The 15,211-nt window shown below is 58.4% G+C and carries 12 protein-coding genes and 1 pseudogene; 6 read left to right on the top strand and 7 right to left on the bottom strand.

Translation table 11 applies throughout. From position 1 onward, the window contains the following. Window positions 1-11: 11 nt before the first annotated feature. Window positions 12-2,114: pseudogene (locus IM304_RS09135) on the bottom strand (TonB-dependent siderophore receptor). 159 nt (window positions 2,115-2,273) lie between these two features. Between IM304_RS09135 and IM304_RS09130 the strand changes: the two are divergent. Continuing rightward, a complete protein-coding gene (locus IM304_RS09130) occupies window positions 2,274-3,005 on the top strand; it encodes a flagellar brake protein (protein WP_193354604.1) in 732 nt (243 codons plus the stop codon). 37 nt (window positions 3,006-3,042) lie between these two features. On the opposite strand, the gene emtA is transcribed toward IM304_RS09130, so the two are convergent. Continuing rightward, window positions 3,043-3,654 (bottom strand): membrane-bound lytic murein transglycosylase EmtA, encoded by a 612-nt coding sequence (emtA, locus tag IM304_RS09125; protein ID WP_148418018.1) that lies wholly within the window; start codon window positions 3,652-3,654, stop codon window positions 3,043-3,045. 107 nt (window positions 3,655-3,761) lie between these two features. Here emtA and ldcA point away from each other — a divergent pair, with 107 nt between their 5' ends. Together ldcA and IM304_RS09115 are read left to right on the top strand one after the other, a co-directional pair. After that, window positions 3,762-4,676, top strand: a complete 915-nt coding sequence (ldcA, locus tag IM304_RS09120; RefSeq protein ID WP_193354606.1) for a muramoyltetrapeptide carboxypeptidase — start codon at window positions 3,762-3,764, stop codon at window positions 4,674-4,676. A gap of 97 nt (window positions 4,677-4,773) precedes the next feature. Further along, window positions 4,774-6,507 carry a potassium/proton antiporter gene (locus IM304_RS09115; RefSeq protein ID WP_148418020.1) on the top strand — a complete coding sequence of 578 codons (1,734 nt, stop codon included), beginning with the start codon at window positions 4,774-4,776 and terminating at the stop codon, window positions 6,505-6,507. Window positions 6,508-6,554: 47 nt separating this feature from the next. Here the strand turns inward: IM304_RS09115 and dadX are convergent, their stop codons facing one another. Beyond that, entirely contained in the window at window positions 6,555-7,625 is a 1,071-nt protein-coding gene (gene dadX / locus IM304_RS09110) for a catabolic alanine racemase DadX (protein WP_193354608.1), read from the bottom strand. Between the two features lie 9 nt (window positions 7,626-7,634). Continuing rightward, window positions 7,635-8,933 (bottom strand): D-amino acid dehydrogenase, encoded by a 1,299-nt coding sequence (locus tag IM304_RS09105; RefSeq protein WP_148418022.1) that lies wholly within the window; start codon window positions 8,931-8,933, stop codon window positions 7,635-7,637. 322 nt (window positions 8,934-9,255) lie between these two features. Here IM304_RS09105 and IM304_RS09100 point away from each other — a divergent pair, with 322 nt between their 5' ends. Further along, window positions 9,256-10,788 carry a SpoVR family protein gene (locus tag IM304_RS09100; RefSeq protein WP_176610066.1) on the top strand — a complete coding sequence of 511 codons (1,533 nt, stop codon included), beginning with the start codon at window positions 9,256-9,258 and terminating at the stop codon, window positions 10,786-10,788. Between the two features lie 45 nt (window positions 10,789-10,833). Here the strand turns inward: IM304_RS09100 and fadR are convergent, their stop codons facing one another. Next, complete coding sequence (gene fadR / locus IM304_RS09095; RefSeq protein WP_148418024.1) at window positions 10,834-11,553, bottom strand: fatty acid metabolism transcriptional regulator FadR; 720 nt, start codon at window positions 11,551-11,553, stop codon at window positions 10,834-10,836. Window positions 11,554-11,755: 202 nt separating this feature from the next. On the opposite strand from fadR, the gene nhaB reads away from it, so the two are divergent. Together nhaB and dsbB are read left to right on the top strand one after the other, a co-directional pair. Further along, a complete protein-coding gene (gene nhaB, locus IM304_RS09090) occupies window positions 11,756-13,294 on the top strand; it encodes a Na(+)/H(+) antiporter NhaB (RefSeq protein ID WP_193354610.1) in 1,539 nt (512 codons plus the stop codon). 46 nt (window positions 13,295-13,340) lie between these two features. Then, the gene (gene dsbB, locus IM304_RS09085; RefSeq protein ID WP_148418026.1) at window positions 13,341-13,871 is read left to right on the top strand and encodes a disulfide bond formation protein DsbB; all 531 of its coding nucleotides are present in this window, start codon (window positions 13,341-13,343) and stop codon (window positions 13,869-13,871) included. Window positions 13,872-13,994: 123 nt separating this feature from the next. Here the strand turns inward: dsbB and IM304_RS09080 are convergent, their stop codons facing one another. After that, the gene (locus IM304_RS09080; protein WP_193354611.1) at window positions 13,995-14,435 is read right to left on the bottom strand and encodes a YcgN family cysteine cluster protein; all 441 of its coding nucleotides are present in this window, start codon (window positions 14,433-14,435) and stop codon (window positions 13,995-13,997) included. Between the two features lie 93 nt (window positions 14,436-14,528). Next, window positions 14,529-15,188 (bottom strand): fumarylacetoacetate hydrolase family protein, encoded by a 660-nt coding sequence (locus IM304_RS09075; RefSeq protein WP_193354613.1) that lies wholly within the window; start codon window positions 15,186-15,188, stop codon window positions 14,529-14,531. Window positions 15,189-15,211 lie beyond the last annotated feature (23 nt).

The following is a 15,211-nucleotide window of genomic DNA, read 5'->3' as shown; positions in this document are numbered from 1 at the left end:
CCGGGCTTTTTTCAGAAGCTATAGCTTGCCCCGACCTGGAACGTCCGGTCACGGCCTATCCAGCAGTTCGCGGCGTCGTAGCAGGTGAGCGTCTCTTTGTTGGTCACGTTCTGCGCGCTGGCCTTCAGCGTCAGCCCCTCCAGCGAGGGCGTCATTTCGCCCATGCGGTACGATGCCGCCAGATCGTACTGCGTGGTGCCCCCCAGCCTGCCCGCGTCGTTGGCCGGCGAGATCTCCATCGGCCCGGTGTAGCGAGCGCCGACTCCCAGCGTTGCTCCCCTCAGCGGCGTGCCCTCAAAGGCGTAATCGCTCCAGAGATTAAAGGCGTTCTCAGGCACCTGCGTCGGTCGTTTGCCCCGGTATTTGTCATCTTCGGTGTTGATGGCGTGGGTGTAGGCGTAGTTTGCAATCAGCGTCAGGTTATCCGTCGGACGACTGATGGCGGACAGCTCCGCGCCTTCAGATTCCACTTCCCCGGTCTGGCGATAGTTGAGGAAGCCCGGATCGCTGGTGACCACGTTTTTCTGACGAATTTTAAACACCGAGGCGGTAAAGGTGGTTGCGTATTCCGCCAGCAGGTATTTCACCCCGCCCTCAACCTGCCTGCTGGTGGTGGGCTTAACCGCCTTCGAGGTCAGCGTGCCCTGCGGCGATACCGGAGCGAATCCTTCCGAATAGCTGATGAACGGCGACAGGCCGTTGTCAAAGGCATAAAGCGCGCCCAGTCGTTTGGTGAGGCGATCCTGCGATACCCACGCTTTGTCACCGTTTTGCAGATAGCTGGAGGTGACCGAACGGTAGTCGTCATAGCGCAGGCTTGCCAGCACGCTCAGCCCGCCGAACACCACCTGATCCTGCACGTAGTATCCGTTCTGCTGATAGCTCAGACGGTTTTTCTGCGCGGTAAACAGCCCCAGCGCGCCGCTGTCGATCTGCGAATAGTCCGGATGGCGCATATCAATGCCCGGCGTGGCCGAGGCGTAGCGGTAGCGGAAGTGACCGTTCAGCTTCTGATAGTCAAAGCCCGCCAGCAGATGGTGTTTCCAGTCTCCCAGCGCGACGGTTCGGGTGATCTGGCTGTCTACGTTGACGCTCTGCAAATCTTCATCCGTGGTATAGGCGAAGCGGTTGAGCCGGTATACCTCGCTGCCCGTGCCGGTGGAGTAGGCGCTGCGCTGATGGGTGTCCACGTCAAAGTAGCGCGCCTTCTGGCTAAAGCCCCAGCCGCCGTCAAACGCATGTTCAAAGCTGTAGCCCAGCATCCACTGGCGCTGCTAAAATCCGCTCCACTCGTCGCCGGCATAGTCACGGCGATCGGCGTAGGTTGACCGCAGGTAGCTCAGCGGCAGCGGGTCTGACGGCGTCAGGCTCGGCGTGTTTTGCGCCAGCGCGTCAACGGTCAGGCGCGTGCGGGGGTCCGGCTCCCAGGTGACGGAAGGGGCCACCAGATAGTTTTCATAGCGCGCGGTGCGCGCCTGTTCGCCACTCTCCGTCGCTTTACCCAGCAGGCGATAGCGCCAGTCGCTGCTGGCTATCTGCCCGGTGGCGTCCAGATAGCCCTCTTTCAGGCTGCGGTTACCGGTGTTCAGGCCCAGCTCCGTTTTCGCCTCTTTCTGCGGCTTTTTGCTCTGGATATTGACCAGCCCGCCCGGCGAACCGCCGCCGTAGAGCACGGATGATGGCCCTTTCAGAATATCAACGCTCTCAATCAGCAGCGGATCGATTCGCGCCTTGGTGTTCCCGGTGATGTTGTAGGGAAGCTGCAGGCCGTTGTAGAACTCCTGCTCAACGTTAAACCCGCGGATCTTGTATTCGCTCATGTAGGAGGTGCTGCCGCGCACCTCCGTCGAGACGCCGGGCGCATAGCGCAGGATCTCGTTTACCGAGCGGGCCTGCCGCTGCTCAATCTCTTTAGCCGCAATGGTGTTGATCACCTGCGGGGTTTTGCTTTCCGCTACGGCTGACTTCGTGGCGCTGTTGGTCCAGGCGGGAAGCGCGCTGCCCTGCTCTGTTCCGGTCACCAGGATGGTGGATTCCTCTGCGAAAGCCTGCGTCTGCCCTGCCAGGGTGACGGCGCCCGCCAGCGCACATACCGCAAAACGTGAAGTACTCATGGTGTCGTCTTGTTATTAGATGATATTGGGAACGGCAATTATTATCATTCCCATTAACAAAGCAATATGCGCGGAGAAAAACAGGCGTTTGTATTAAGTTTCGCCATGGCGTGCCGATAACCCTGAGATAGTCTGTCATTTATCGAGGAGCCATCTGGCGTGAGTAACTACAGTGCGCAGTTCCTGAAACAAAATCCGCTGGCGGTATTAGGGGTATTACGCGACCTGAAAAAAGGTGAGGTGCCGCTGCGCATCAGCGCGTCAGCCAGTCAGTTTATCAGCAAGATCCTGGACGTGACGGCGGAGCACCTGATCGTCGATCTCGGCAGCCGGGATTATGAAAACCGTGTCGCGCTGGAGGCAGAGAATCTCTCGGTAATGGCCGAAACGCACGGTGCAAAAGTCGAGTTTGTGTTGCCTCGCCTGACCGCGACGGCGTATCAGGGCCTGCCTGCCTTTATGGCCCCGCTGCCCGCTAACCTCTGGTTCGTGCAGCGCCGGGAGTATTTTCGCATCAGCGCCCCGCTTCACCCCGCCTATTTCTGTAAGGCAAAAATGCCGGACAAAAAAGAGATCCGCTTTCGCCTTTTCGATCTGTCGCTGGGCGGTATGGGAGCGTTGATGGATACGCCGAAGCCGGAAGGCCTGGTGGAAGGCATGCGTTTTAGTCAGATTGAGCTGGACATGGGCGGATGGGGACGCTTCTGGTTTGACGCCCAGCTGATTGCCATCGGCGAGCGCAGGGTGGTGGACGGCAAAAACGAAACCGTTACCACGCCGCGCCTCAGCTTTCGCTTCCTGAACGTAGGGCCCGGTGCCGAGCGCGAGCTCCAGCGCATCATCTTTTCACTGGAGCGTGAAGCGCGGGAGCGCGCGGGTAAAGTGCGCTGAAGGACGTCGGGCAGCGTGCTGCCGCCCGACAGCGGCGTCACATGGCATCCATCGCTTTCTGTACTTTCCAGATATAGCGCGGAGCCTGTGCCGACGGATGATTCTTCACAACGTGGTCGAAAAATTCGTCTTTATCCATATCGTTAATCTCTTCAATCGCCTCTTTGCGATCGGACGAGAAGGTCCTGAGCAGCGCTCCGGCACCGTTAACGTACGACACCACCAGCGCATACTGCATGACCTCCGGATCTTCAATGCCCTTCAGAATGCCATGTTCCAGAATGCTCAGGTAAGCCGTCCCCATAGAGATATTACGCTCCGGGTTTTTCAGCTCGCTGGTGGACGGCTGCCCCTTCCAGCCCATGTAGCGATAAACCTCTCTCCCTGCCGTCGAGGCTTTTAACTGCATCAGCCCCACCGCATTCGATTTACTCACCAGCGTCGGGTTACCGCCGGATTCCACCGCAATGATCGCCGTGACCAGACGCGGGCTGACGCCCCAGGCCTTTCCGGCTTGTTCGCTGATCGGCATCCACTGCATGGCCCGCTTCACCGGGACTTCAGGGTTCCAGGGGGGATTCTGATAATCATGTTTTGAACTACAGCCAGCGAGCAGCACAATCAAAAAAGCAAACCATCTCAATTTCACGTCATCTATCCTTATAGCCGGTCATCGCGGTACGTCGCCTCTTGTCGCAGGCGACGGATAAGCGGCATGATATAGACAATTAGATTCTCATTCAGCAAGGAATTGCCATGTCTCAGTTTCATCTCATCGCCCCGTCGGGCTATTGCATCAACCAGGAGGCGGCGCTGCGGGGCGTTCAGCGCCTGCTGGACATGGGCCATCAGGTAGAAAATCAGACGATTATCCCCCGCCGCATGCAGCGTTTTGCCGGTACGGAGGCGCAGAGGCTGAGCGATATCAACGGCCTGGCGAAGCTGGAAGGCGCAAACAACATCGTGCTGGCCGTGCGCGGCGGCTACGGAGCGAGCCGGCTGCTGGAGAGCATTGACTGGGCCGGGCTGGCGGCACGCCAGCAGCAGGATCCGCTGCTGATCTGCGGGCACAGCGATTTCACCGCGATCCAGCTCGGCCTGCTGGCGCTGCATAACGTCATCACCTTTAGCGGCCCGATGCTGGCCGGCAACTTTGGCGCGCCGATGCTGGATGCGTTTACTGAGGAACATTTCTGGCGCGCCCTTCAAAACCCGACCTTCACCGTCGAGTGGCAGGGCAACGGACCGCACTGGGAGTGTGAAGGCCAGCTGTGGGGAGGAAACCTGGCAATGCTGGTGTCGCTGATTGGCACGCCGTGGCTGCCGCAGATTGAAGGCGGGATCCTGGTGCTGGAAGATATCAACGAGCACCCGTTCCGCGTCGAGCGCATGCTGCTGCAGCTGTACCACGCCGGGATCCTCGATCGCCAGTCGGCCATCGTGCTGGGCAGCTTCAGCGGCTCAGCCCCGAACGATTACGATGCGGGCTACACGCTGGAGACGATGGTTGATTTCATTCGCTCCCGGCTTGATATTCCGGTGATCGGCGGGCTGGATTTCGGCCATGAGCAGCAAACCGTCACGCTGCCGCTGGGCGCACAGGCGATTCTGAGGCACGACAGGTCGGGCAGCCGGTTAACCATGCACGGTCATCCGGTCTTAAAGGCATAAAAAAGCCGTTATTCCCCCTCAATAAAACGCAGATGTCGTTGTTAATATGTTAGGGTTTTAATAACAGCGTTCACATTGAGGTGGGAGTAAGACGACATTGGGTGCCACAGCGATAATCAGTCTTTTCATTCTGGGTTCCATCCTGGTAACCTTCAGCATTTTATTAAGTTCATTTTCATCGCGTCTTGGCATACCTATTCTTGTCATTTTCCTTGCTATCGGCATGCTGGCAGGAATCGACGGTATCGGCGGTATCCCCTTCGATAATTACCCTTTCGCCTACATGGTGAGTAACCTCGCGCTGGCGGTCATTTTGCTCGACGGCGGCATGCGCACCCAGGCAAGCTCGTTTCGCGTTGCCTTAGGCCCGGCGCTGTCCCTGGCGACCGTCGGCGTGCTGATCACCTCGGGTTTGACCGGCATGATGGCCGCCTGGCTGTTTAACCTCGATATGATGGAGGGCCTGCTGATTGGCGCGATTGTTGGCTCTACCGATGCGGCGGCGGTCTTCTCCCTGCTCGGCGGCAAAGGGCTAAACGAACGCGTTGGCTCAACGCTTGAGATTGAATCCGGCAGTAACGATCCGATGGCGGTATTCCTGACCATCACCCTGATTGAGATGATCCAGCAGCACGAAACCGGCCTGAGCTGGATGTTTGCCTGGCACATCCTGCAGCAGTTTGGTCTGGGGATTATCATTGGCCTGGGCGGCGGTTACCTACTCCAGCATACGATTAACCGTATCTCTCTCCCTTCCGGTCTCTATCCACTGCTGGCCCTGAGCGGCGGCATTCTGATTTTTGCCGTCACCACCGCGCTGGACGGCAGCGGTATCCTGGCGGTTTACCTCTGCGGGTTCCTGCTGGGCAACCGGCCGATTCGTAACCGCTATGCGATCCTGCAAAACTTTGACGGGCTGGCCTGGCTGGCGCAGATCGCCATGTTCCTGGTGCTGGGCCTGCTGGTGACGCCTTCCGACCTGCTGCCCATCGTCGTGCCGGCGCTGCTTTTATCGGCATGGATGATCTTCATCGCGCGCCCGCTGTCGGTGTTTGCCGGCCTGCTGCCGTTCCGCGGGTTTAACCTGCGCGAGCGGGTGTTTATCAGCTGGGTGGGGCTGCGCGGCGCGGTGCCGATTATCCTGGCGGTGTTCCCGATGATGGCCGGGCTGGACAATGCCCGTCTGTTCTTCAATGTCGCCTTCTTCGTGGTGCTGGTGTCGCTGCTGTTTCAGGGGACCTCGCTGGGCTGGGCGGCGAAAAAAGCCAGGGTGGTGGTGCCGCCCGTCGGCTGGCCGGTTTCCCGCGTGGGGCTGGATATTCACCCCGAGAATCCGTGGGAGCAGTTTGTCTATCAGCTGAGCGCCGACAAATGGTGCGTGGGCGCCTCCCTGCGCGATCTGCATATGCCCGCTGAGACGCGCATTGCCGCACTGTTCCGGGATAACGCCCTGCTTCACCCGACCGGCAGCACGCGGCTGCGCGAGAACGATATCCTCTGCGTGATAGGCCGCGAGCGCGACCTCCCTGCCCTCGGCAAGCTGTTCAGCCAGTCGCCGCCGGTGGCGCTGGATCAGCGTTTCTTTGGTGATTTTATTCTCGAAGCCAGCGCCAGCTTTGCCGACGTCGCGCTGATTTACGGGCTGGAAGAGGGCCTGGCGGACGGCAACGGTCAGCAAACGCTGGGCGAAATTATCCAGCGGCTGCTCGGCGCGGCGCCGGTTGTGGGTGACCAGGTGGAGTTCGCCGGGATGATCTGGACGGTGGCCGAGAAGGAGGATAACGCGGTGCGTAAGGTCGGTATGCGCCCAATGGATGAGGAACCGGAATAGCGAATTTTTCCGGGTAAGCGCAGGCGCTTACCCGGAACATGAGTGCGTTACACCGTCACAACCGGCACGCGCGGCGCCAGCGCGCACATCAGCTCATAGCCGACGGTGCCCGCCGCGGCGGCCACATCATCAATTTTGACCTCGTTGCCCCACAGCTCAACCGGTGAACCAATGCCCGCCTGCGGGCACGGCGTTAAATCTACGGCCAGCATGTCCATTGAAACGGTGCCCACGGTGCCCGTGCGAACGCCGTCGATCCACACCGGCGTGCCGCTCGGGGCGATGCGCGGATACCCGTCCGCGTAGCCTCCCGCCACGATACCGATACGCTGTTCGCCCGAGGCCCGGTAGCGGCTGCCATAGCCCACCGAATCCCCCGTTTTTAGCGTCTGCACGCCAATAATTTCGCTGCGCAGGGTCATGACCGGCTTGAGGCCGCTGTTGGCGATATCCTGCCACTGCCCGGAGGGGGACGCCCCGTACAGAACGATCCCCGGACGCACCCAGTCGTAGTGTGCCTCAGGATGCCAGAGGGTGGCCGCCGAGTTCGACAGCGAGCGCGGACAGTCCAGCCCTTCTGCCGCCTGTTCGATGCGCACCATGGCATCGGCGATCCCGTCTGGCTTTTCCGCATCGGCGAAGTGCGCCATCAGGGTCATCTCTCCGACGTTTTTCAGCGCGCGAAGCTGCTGCCAGACCGTATGCACCCGCTCGGGCTGGAAGCCAAGGCGGTTCATGCCGCTGTTCACCTTAAGATAGATATCCAGCGGGGCATGCAGCTTAGCGTCCTGAATGGCCTTGATCTGCCAGTTACTGTGGACGCTGGTGGTCAGGCGGTACTTATCCAGCAGGGGCAGATCGTCCGCGTGGAAAAAACCTTCGAGCAGCAGAATCGGCCCCTTCCAGCCGCGCTCGCGCAGCAGGATGGCCTCTTCAAGATTGAGTAAAGCAAATCCATCGGTTGCGCCCAGCGCGCTCCAGACACGGTCGATACCATGTCCGTAGGCGTTGGCTTTCACCACCGACCAGACGCGGGAACCTGGCGCAGCACGGCGAACAATTTGCAGGTTGTCCTTCAGCGCCTGCAAATCCAGCTGAGCCAGAATTGGACGGGACATGACGACTCCTTAATTATGCGCGCCGTGCAGGTGCTGGTGGCGCGATGGGGTAAACCCTGATTGATAGCGTGCAGCGCTCAGATCGTCAAACGGAATTGCCGGCGTGCGCCCGGAGATCAGGTCGCTCAGCAGCTGACCGGAGCCGCAGGCCATGGTCCAGCCGAGCGTGCCGTGGCCGGTGTTGGTCCACAGGTTTTTGTACGGCGTACGGCCCACAATCGGCGTGCCGTCTGGCGTCATCGGACGCAGTCCGGTCCAGAACGTCGCCTGTTCAATGAAGCCGCCGCGCGGGAAGAGATCGCCCACCACCATCTCCAGCGTTTCACGACGCGGCTTGAGCAGTTCGGTATTGAAGCCGACAATTTCCGCCATGCCGCCAACGCGGATGCGGTTGTCAAAGCGGGTGATCGCAATTTTGTAGGTTTCATCCAGGATGGTAGAGACCGGCGCGCCGCTGTCCTCTTTTACCGGAATGGTCAGGGAATAGCCCTTAAGCGGGTAGACCGGAATATCCAGAATGCCCTTCAGCATCGCGGTGGAGTATGAACCAAACGCCATCACGTAGGCGTCGGCCTTGATCACCTCGTCGCCACACTTCACGCCGTAAATCTTTTCCCCTTCCGACAGGAGCTTGTCGACCGAAGTGTTGAAGCGGAACGTCACTCCGGCCTGCTCGCACATCTGCGCCAGACGCTGGGTGAAAAGCTGGCAGTCGCCGGTTTCATCATTGGGTAAGCGCAGGCCGCCCGTCAGCTTGTGGGCCACCTCTGCCAGCGCCGGCTCCACCTGCGCCAGCTGGCTGGCTTCGAGCAGCTGGTAAGGGACGCCCGCGTCTTCAAGCACGGCGATGTCGCGGGTGGCGTTTTCATACTGTTGCGCGGTGCGGAACAGCTGGAGCGTGCCGCCCTGGCGCCCCTCGTACTCTATACCCGTTGCGGTGCGCAGCGCCTTCAGGCAATCGCGGCTGTACTCCGCCAGGCGCACCATGCGCCCTTTGTTTTCCATGTAGTGGCGCGTGTCGCAGTTACGCAGCATCTGCCACATCCACTTAAGCTGGAACTGCGTGCCGTCCAGGCCGATCGCCAGCGGCGCATGGCGCTGGAACATCCACTTAATTGCCTTCAGCGGTACGCCCGGCGCCGCCCACGGCGCTGCATAGCCCGGGGAGATTTGCCCGGCATTCGCCGCGCTGGTTTCCATCGCCGGACCGGATTCGCGATCGATAACGGTAACCTCATGTCCCGCCTGACTTAAATACCAGGCGCTGGTTACGCCAACGACGCCACTTCCCAGTATGACAACACGCATAGCCACTCCATTATGTGCAAAAGAACAATCATCTAATTACAGATTGATAACCTAGTTGAAAATATTATTCAACATATGACTTTTTTATGGTGACTTAACTCACATATCCCTCTGTATCAGGGGATAGCGCTTATTTGGCATCTCCTGCTGCGCGTTATTTTTAACCAGTAGAAAATTCTGTGAGCACCGCTTTTTTTGCCGCATTGAAAACGCGAAATCGCAAAGAAAAAATTTTCTGCGTCCCGCGTATTTGAATGGGGTGATCTATGCTTGAAAGGAGGCTCTCCAGACAGAGAGAGCTACCAACAACGAGGGCGCGCTAATGGCTACAATAGATTCCATGTCCAGGGACAGCACCCGTCTGAGCGATGGACCCGACTGGACCTTCGAGTTGCTGGATGTCTACCTGGCGGAGATCGACCGGGTGGCAAAACTCTATCGTCTGGATACCTATCCCCATCAAATTGAGGTCATCACCTCCGAACAGATGATGGACGCCTACTCCAGCGTCGGGATGCCGATTAACTATCCCCACTGGTCGTTCGGGAAAAAATTCATTGAGACAGAGCGGCTCTATAAGCACGGGCAGCAGGGGCTGGCGTATGAAATCGTCATTAACTCCAACCCGTGTATCGCCTACCTGATGGAGGAGAACACCATTACCATGCAGGCGCTGGTGATGGCGCATGCCTGCTACGGGCATAACTCGTTCTTCAAAAACAACTATCTGTTCCGCAGCTGGACGGACGCCAGCTCCATCGTCGATTACCTGATCTTTGCCCGTAAATACATTACCGACTGCGAAGAGCGCTACGGCGTGGACGAGGTGGAGAAGCTGCTGGACTCCTGCCACGCGCTGATGAACTACGGCGTTGACCGCTATAAGCGCCCGCAGAAGATTTCGTTGCAGGAAGAGAAAGCCCGGCAGAAGAGCCGCGAGGAGTACCTGCAAAGCCAAGTGAACATGCTGTGGCGCACCCTGCCGAAACGCGAGGAGGAGAAAACCGTCGCCGAGGCGCGCCGCTACCCTTCCGAGCCGCAGGAAAACCTGCTCTACTTTATGGAGAAGAACGCCCCGCTGCTGGAGCCATGGCAGCGCGAGATCCTGCGTATCGTGCGCAAGGTGAGCCAGTATTTCTATCCCCAGAAGCAGACCCAGGTCATGAATGAGGGCTGGGCAACCTTCTGGCACTACACCATTCTTAACCACCTGTATGACGAAGGAAAAGTCACCGAGCGGTTTATGATGGAGTTTCTGCACAGCCACACCAACGTGGTGTTCCAGCCGGCCTATAACAGCCCGTGGTACAGCGGCATCAACCCGTACGCGCTCGGCTTTGCCATGTTCCAGGACATCAAGCGCATCTGCCAGTCGCCAACGGAAGAGGATAAATACTGGTTCCCGGATATTGCGGGCTCCGACTGGCTGGAAACGCTGCACTTCGCGATGCGTGATTTCAAGGATGAGAGCTTCATCAGCCAGTTTATGTCGCCGAAGATCATGCGTGATTTCCGCTTCTTCACCGTGCTGGACGATGACCGCAACAACTTCCTTGAAATCTCCGCGATCCATAACGAAGAGGGCTATCGCGAGATCCGCTCGCGCCTGTCGTCTCAGTACAACCTGAGCAACCTGGAGCCGAATATTCAGGTCTGGAACGTGGATCTGCGCGGCGACCGCTCTCTGACGCTGCGCTATATCCCGCACAACCGCGCGCCGCTGGATAAAGGGCGTAAGGAAGTGCTGAAGCACGTGCATCGCCTGTGGGGATTTGACGTATTGCTGGAACAGCAGAACGAAGACGGCAGCGTGGAGCTGCTGGAGCGGTGTCCGGCGCGTCTGAATACGCTGTAGCGCCAGCGGGCGAAAAAAAACCTCTCAGCCGAGAGGTTTTTTATTTCAGCGGCCCTGAATGGCCAGATCGCCCGGCAGGGTTTTCTGCATCCGGTGCCAGATTTCCCCGGAGTCGTGACCGTAGCGACGTACCGTTTCATAGACCTGATCGTGCAGCCCTTCGGTGCAGAGCTTGCTCAGCTTATGGTAGAAGCCGAGCGCCAGGCTGCGGGCTTCAGGGTTGGCAAAGTAGTGACGGCCAATGCGCGTATACAGCCCCTTCATGCCGTTCAGGATCAGACCATAAATCGGATTGCCGGACGCAAACGCCAGACCGCGGAACACGTTGTAGTCGAGGGTTGCAAAAGCGTCCGCGTGGTCTTCCACCTCGTTGGCGGTGGCGAGCACCTTCAGGGCATCTTCAGGATGCTGGCGAAACGCGGTGCGGATAAAAATGGTGGCGATGTTGGTACGCACCGAAAGCAGATTATCAATCAGCTGCGGTACGCTTTCGTGATCGAGACGCGCCAGCGTTTCCAGAATATTCAGCCCGGACGTTTCCCAGAAGTTGTTCACTTTAGTGGGTTTGCCATGCTGTATCGTCAACCAGCCATCGCGCGCCAGACGCTGGAGCACTTCTCGCAGCGTGGTACGGGTGACGCCAATCAGTTCAGAGAGTTCGCGTTCAGCAGGTAGAATTGATCCCGCAGGGAAACGATTATTCCAGATGCTTTCAATGATGTACTCTTCCGCGAAACCCGCCGGGCTCTGCGCCTTAATGACCATAGTGAGATTTCCATTACACAGCTTTTAGCAAATTGCACTCATCATACCAGAGGCGGACAGAGGCAGATAGCGCAGCAGAGGCAGAAAAGAGGGATCGACGTTTCATTTTTATGAAATTTACAAACGGGCTTTATCCCCCTCTCCGCCGCCATTTTGCGTATACTGATGTCTTGTCTTACTTGACGGGGAAAGGACGTCTGTCGTGGAAATTTCATTTGGCCGCGCGCTGTGGCGCAACTTTTTAGGCCAGTCACCTGACTGGTACAAACTCACTCTACTGGTATTCCTGATCGTCAATCCCGTAGTCTTTTTAATGAACCCCTTTGTTGCCGGGTGGCTGCTGGTTGCCGAGTTTATCTTTACCCTGGCGATGGCGCTGAAGTGCTATCCGCTGCTGCCCGGCGGCCTGCTGGCGCTGGAAGCCGTGGCGATCGGCATGACCAGCGCGGAGCACGTTAAAAACGAGATTGCGTCGAACCTTGAGGTCCTGCTGCTGCTGATCTTTATGGTGGCCGGGATCTACTTTATGAAGCAGCTGCTGCTGTTTATCTTCACCCGCCTGTTGCTGAGCATTCCGTCAAAAACGCTGCTCTCGCTGGCGTTTTGTCTCGCCGCGGCCTTCCTTTCGGCCTTCCTGGATGCCCTGACGGTGGTGGCGGTTGTCATCAGCGTCGCCGTCGGTTTTTACGGTATTTACCACCGGGTGGCTTCGTCTCGCCCCGGCGAAAGCCTGCAGGACGACAGCCACGTTGAGGCCCATAACCGCGAGGTGCTGGAACAGTTCCGCGCGTTTCTGCGCAGCCTGATGATGCATGCGGGCGTGGGTACGGCGCTCGGCGGCGTGATGACCATGGTCGGGGAGCCGCAAAACCTGATTATCGCCAAAGCGGCAGAGTGGCATTTTGGCGAGTTTTTCCTGCGCATGGCGCCGGTCAGCGTGCCGGTGCTGATCTGCGGCTTAGCGACCTGCGTGCTGGTCGAAAAATTCAACCTCTTTGGCTATGGCGCTCGGCTGCCCGAGCCGGTCCGCACGGAGCTGCATAAGTTTGACGAGCAGAGCCGCAAGCAGCGCACGCGTCAGGAGACGCTGCGCCTGATTGCGCAGGGCATCATCGGCGTGTGGCTTATCGCGGCGCTGGCCTTCCACCTTGCGGAAGTCGGGTTAATTGGTTTGTCGGTGATTATTCTCGCGACCAGCTTCGGCGGCGTAACGGATGAACATGCCATCGGCAAAGCGTTTACCGAGGCGCTGCCGTTTACCGCCCTGCTGGCGGTGTTTTTCGCCGTCGTGGCGGTGATTATTGACCAGCATCTGTTCGCGCCGATTATCGCGTTTGTGCTTCAGGCCTCGCCGGACTCGCAGCTTACGCTGTTCTATCTCTTCAACGGCCTGCTGTCCTCGATATCCGATAACGTCTTCGTCGGAACGGTGTATATCAACGAAGCCAAAGCGGCGATGGAGCAAGGGATCGTCAGCACCGGGCAGTTTGAGCTGCTGGCGGTAGCCATCAACACCGGGACCAACCTGCCCTCCGTTGCGACACCGAACGGCCAGGCGGCATTCCTGTTCCTGCTGACCTCGGCGCTGGCGCCACTCATACGTCTTTCTTATGGAAGAATGGTCTGGATGGCGCTGCCGTATACGCTGGTGCTCACCCTTGTTGGTTTGCTTTGCATCAAAATTACTCTCGTTCCCTGTACGCAATGGCTGTTACAAGCGGGTATACTTGCGGCGCATTAAAATTCGTTTACACTGCGCTTTCTAAGCATGTTCCAGGGAAATGATTATGTTGCGATTTTTGAACCAGTGCTCACGCGGTCGCGGAGCCTGGTTGTTGATGGCCCTGACCGCCTTCGCGCTGGAAATGGTCGCGCTGTGGTTTCAGCATGTGATGGGGCTGAAACCATGCGTGCTGTGTATATATGAGCGCTGTGCGCTGTTCGGCATTATGGGCGCGGGTCTGGTCGGTGCGATTGCCCCCAACACGCCGTTACGCTATGGGGCGATTGCCATCTGGCTGTACAGCGCCTGGAAAGGGATTGCGCTTGCCTGGGAGCATACCCAGATGCAGCTTCACCCTTCACCGTTTATGACCTGCGATTTTGCTGCCCGCTTCCCGAGCTGGCTGCCGCTGGATAAATGGCTGCCGCAGGTGTTTGTCGCGTCCGGAGACTGCTCCGTTCGCCAGTGGGAATTTCTGACGCTGGAGATGCCGCAGTGGCTGGTAGGCATTTTTGTCGCCTACTTCGTGGTGGCGCTGCTGGTACTGATTGCCCAGCCGTTCAGGCCGAAGAAACGCGATTTGTTCGGAAGGTAAAAGCAAAACGGCAACGATAGTTGCCGTTTTTAGTTTTTGCGCCCTCTCCCGTGGAAGAGGGTTGGGGTGAGGGCATCCAGGCCGCACCCCAATAAAAAACCGCCTCGGCGGTTTTTTTTATTATCAACGGTTGGGATGATTCAGAATGTGGTCTTCCCAGTCCCGCACCTCAGACTCTTTCACCGCAATGTGGCGCACGGAAATACGTTCGCCGTGCATCGCCGCTTTGGATCCCGTCAGCAGCGGGTGCCACGCCGGGAGATCCTTTCCTTCCGCCAGCAGGCGATAGGCGCAGGTGTGCGGCAGCCACTCGAAGGTCGGCAGGTTTTCACGGGTTAGTTTGATGCAGTCCGGTTCGTATTCGAAACGGCGCTCGTAGTTGCGGCACTGGCAGGTTTTGATGTTTAGCTGCCTGCAGGCTACGTTGGTGAAATAGATTTCGTCCGAATCTTCATCCATCAGCTTATGCAGGCAGCACTGCCCGCAGCCGTCACACAACGATTCCCACTCCGCATCGGTCATGTCGTCGAGAGTTTTGCTTTGCCAGAAAGGAATATCGTTCATCAGGATGTCCACACGTCAAAATAGAGCGCACCTTATAACGAGTCTGGCACGTTGATGCAAGTTTTGCCGCCCTTTTCGGGCGGCAAGGCGCTTTTACAGCACGCGGGTTTTCAGCGACAGGCCGTTAAAGCTGATGTCCAGTTCGTCGCCGCTGTGCAGGGGACCCACGCCTTCCGGGGTGCCGGTGAGGATCACATCGCCGGGCTTCAGGGTGAAGAAGCGGCTCATGTAGGCAATCAGCGGGACGATTTTGTGGATCATGTCAGCGGTGGTGCCCTGCTGGCGGACCGCGCCGTTGACCGTCAGGCTGAGCGTCGTGTTCTGCGGATCGTCGGTAAATTCGCTTACCGGAACGAAACCGGAGATGGGGCAGGAATTATCAAAACCCTTGGCTTTTTCCCACGGCTGCCCCGCCTTCTTCATTTTACCCTGCACGTCGCGCAGGGTCAGATCCAGCGCAACACCGTAACCCGCAATCGCTTTCTGCACGTGATCTTCGGTGGCCTGGCGTAGCGTCGCGCCTATCAGCACCGCCAGCTCCACTTCATGATGCACCGAGCCAAGCCCCTGCGGGAGCACCAGCGGCTGGCGAATATCGCACAGCGCGGTTTCTGGCTTGATAAACAGAACCGGCTCCTCCGGCACGGCGCTGCCCATCTCCTGAATATGTTTCGCATAGTTGCTGCCCACGCAGACCACTTTGCTGACGGGATAATCCAGTAATGCACCTTGCCAGTTATGATGTTGATACATGGTCGACCCCTAATCGGTTGAGA

Origin of the sequence: Enterobacter cloacae complex sp. P40C2 (genome assembly GCF_014930695.1) — a bacterium.
Taxonomy (GTDB): Bacteria; Pseudomonadota; Gammaproteobacteria; order Enterobacterales; family Enterobacteriaceae; genus Enterobacter; species Enterobacter pasteurii.
Note: the sequence above shows the minus strand (reverse complement) of the source record. Positions and strands in the feature narration are given on the sequence as shown.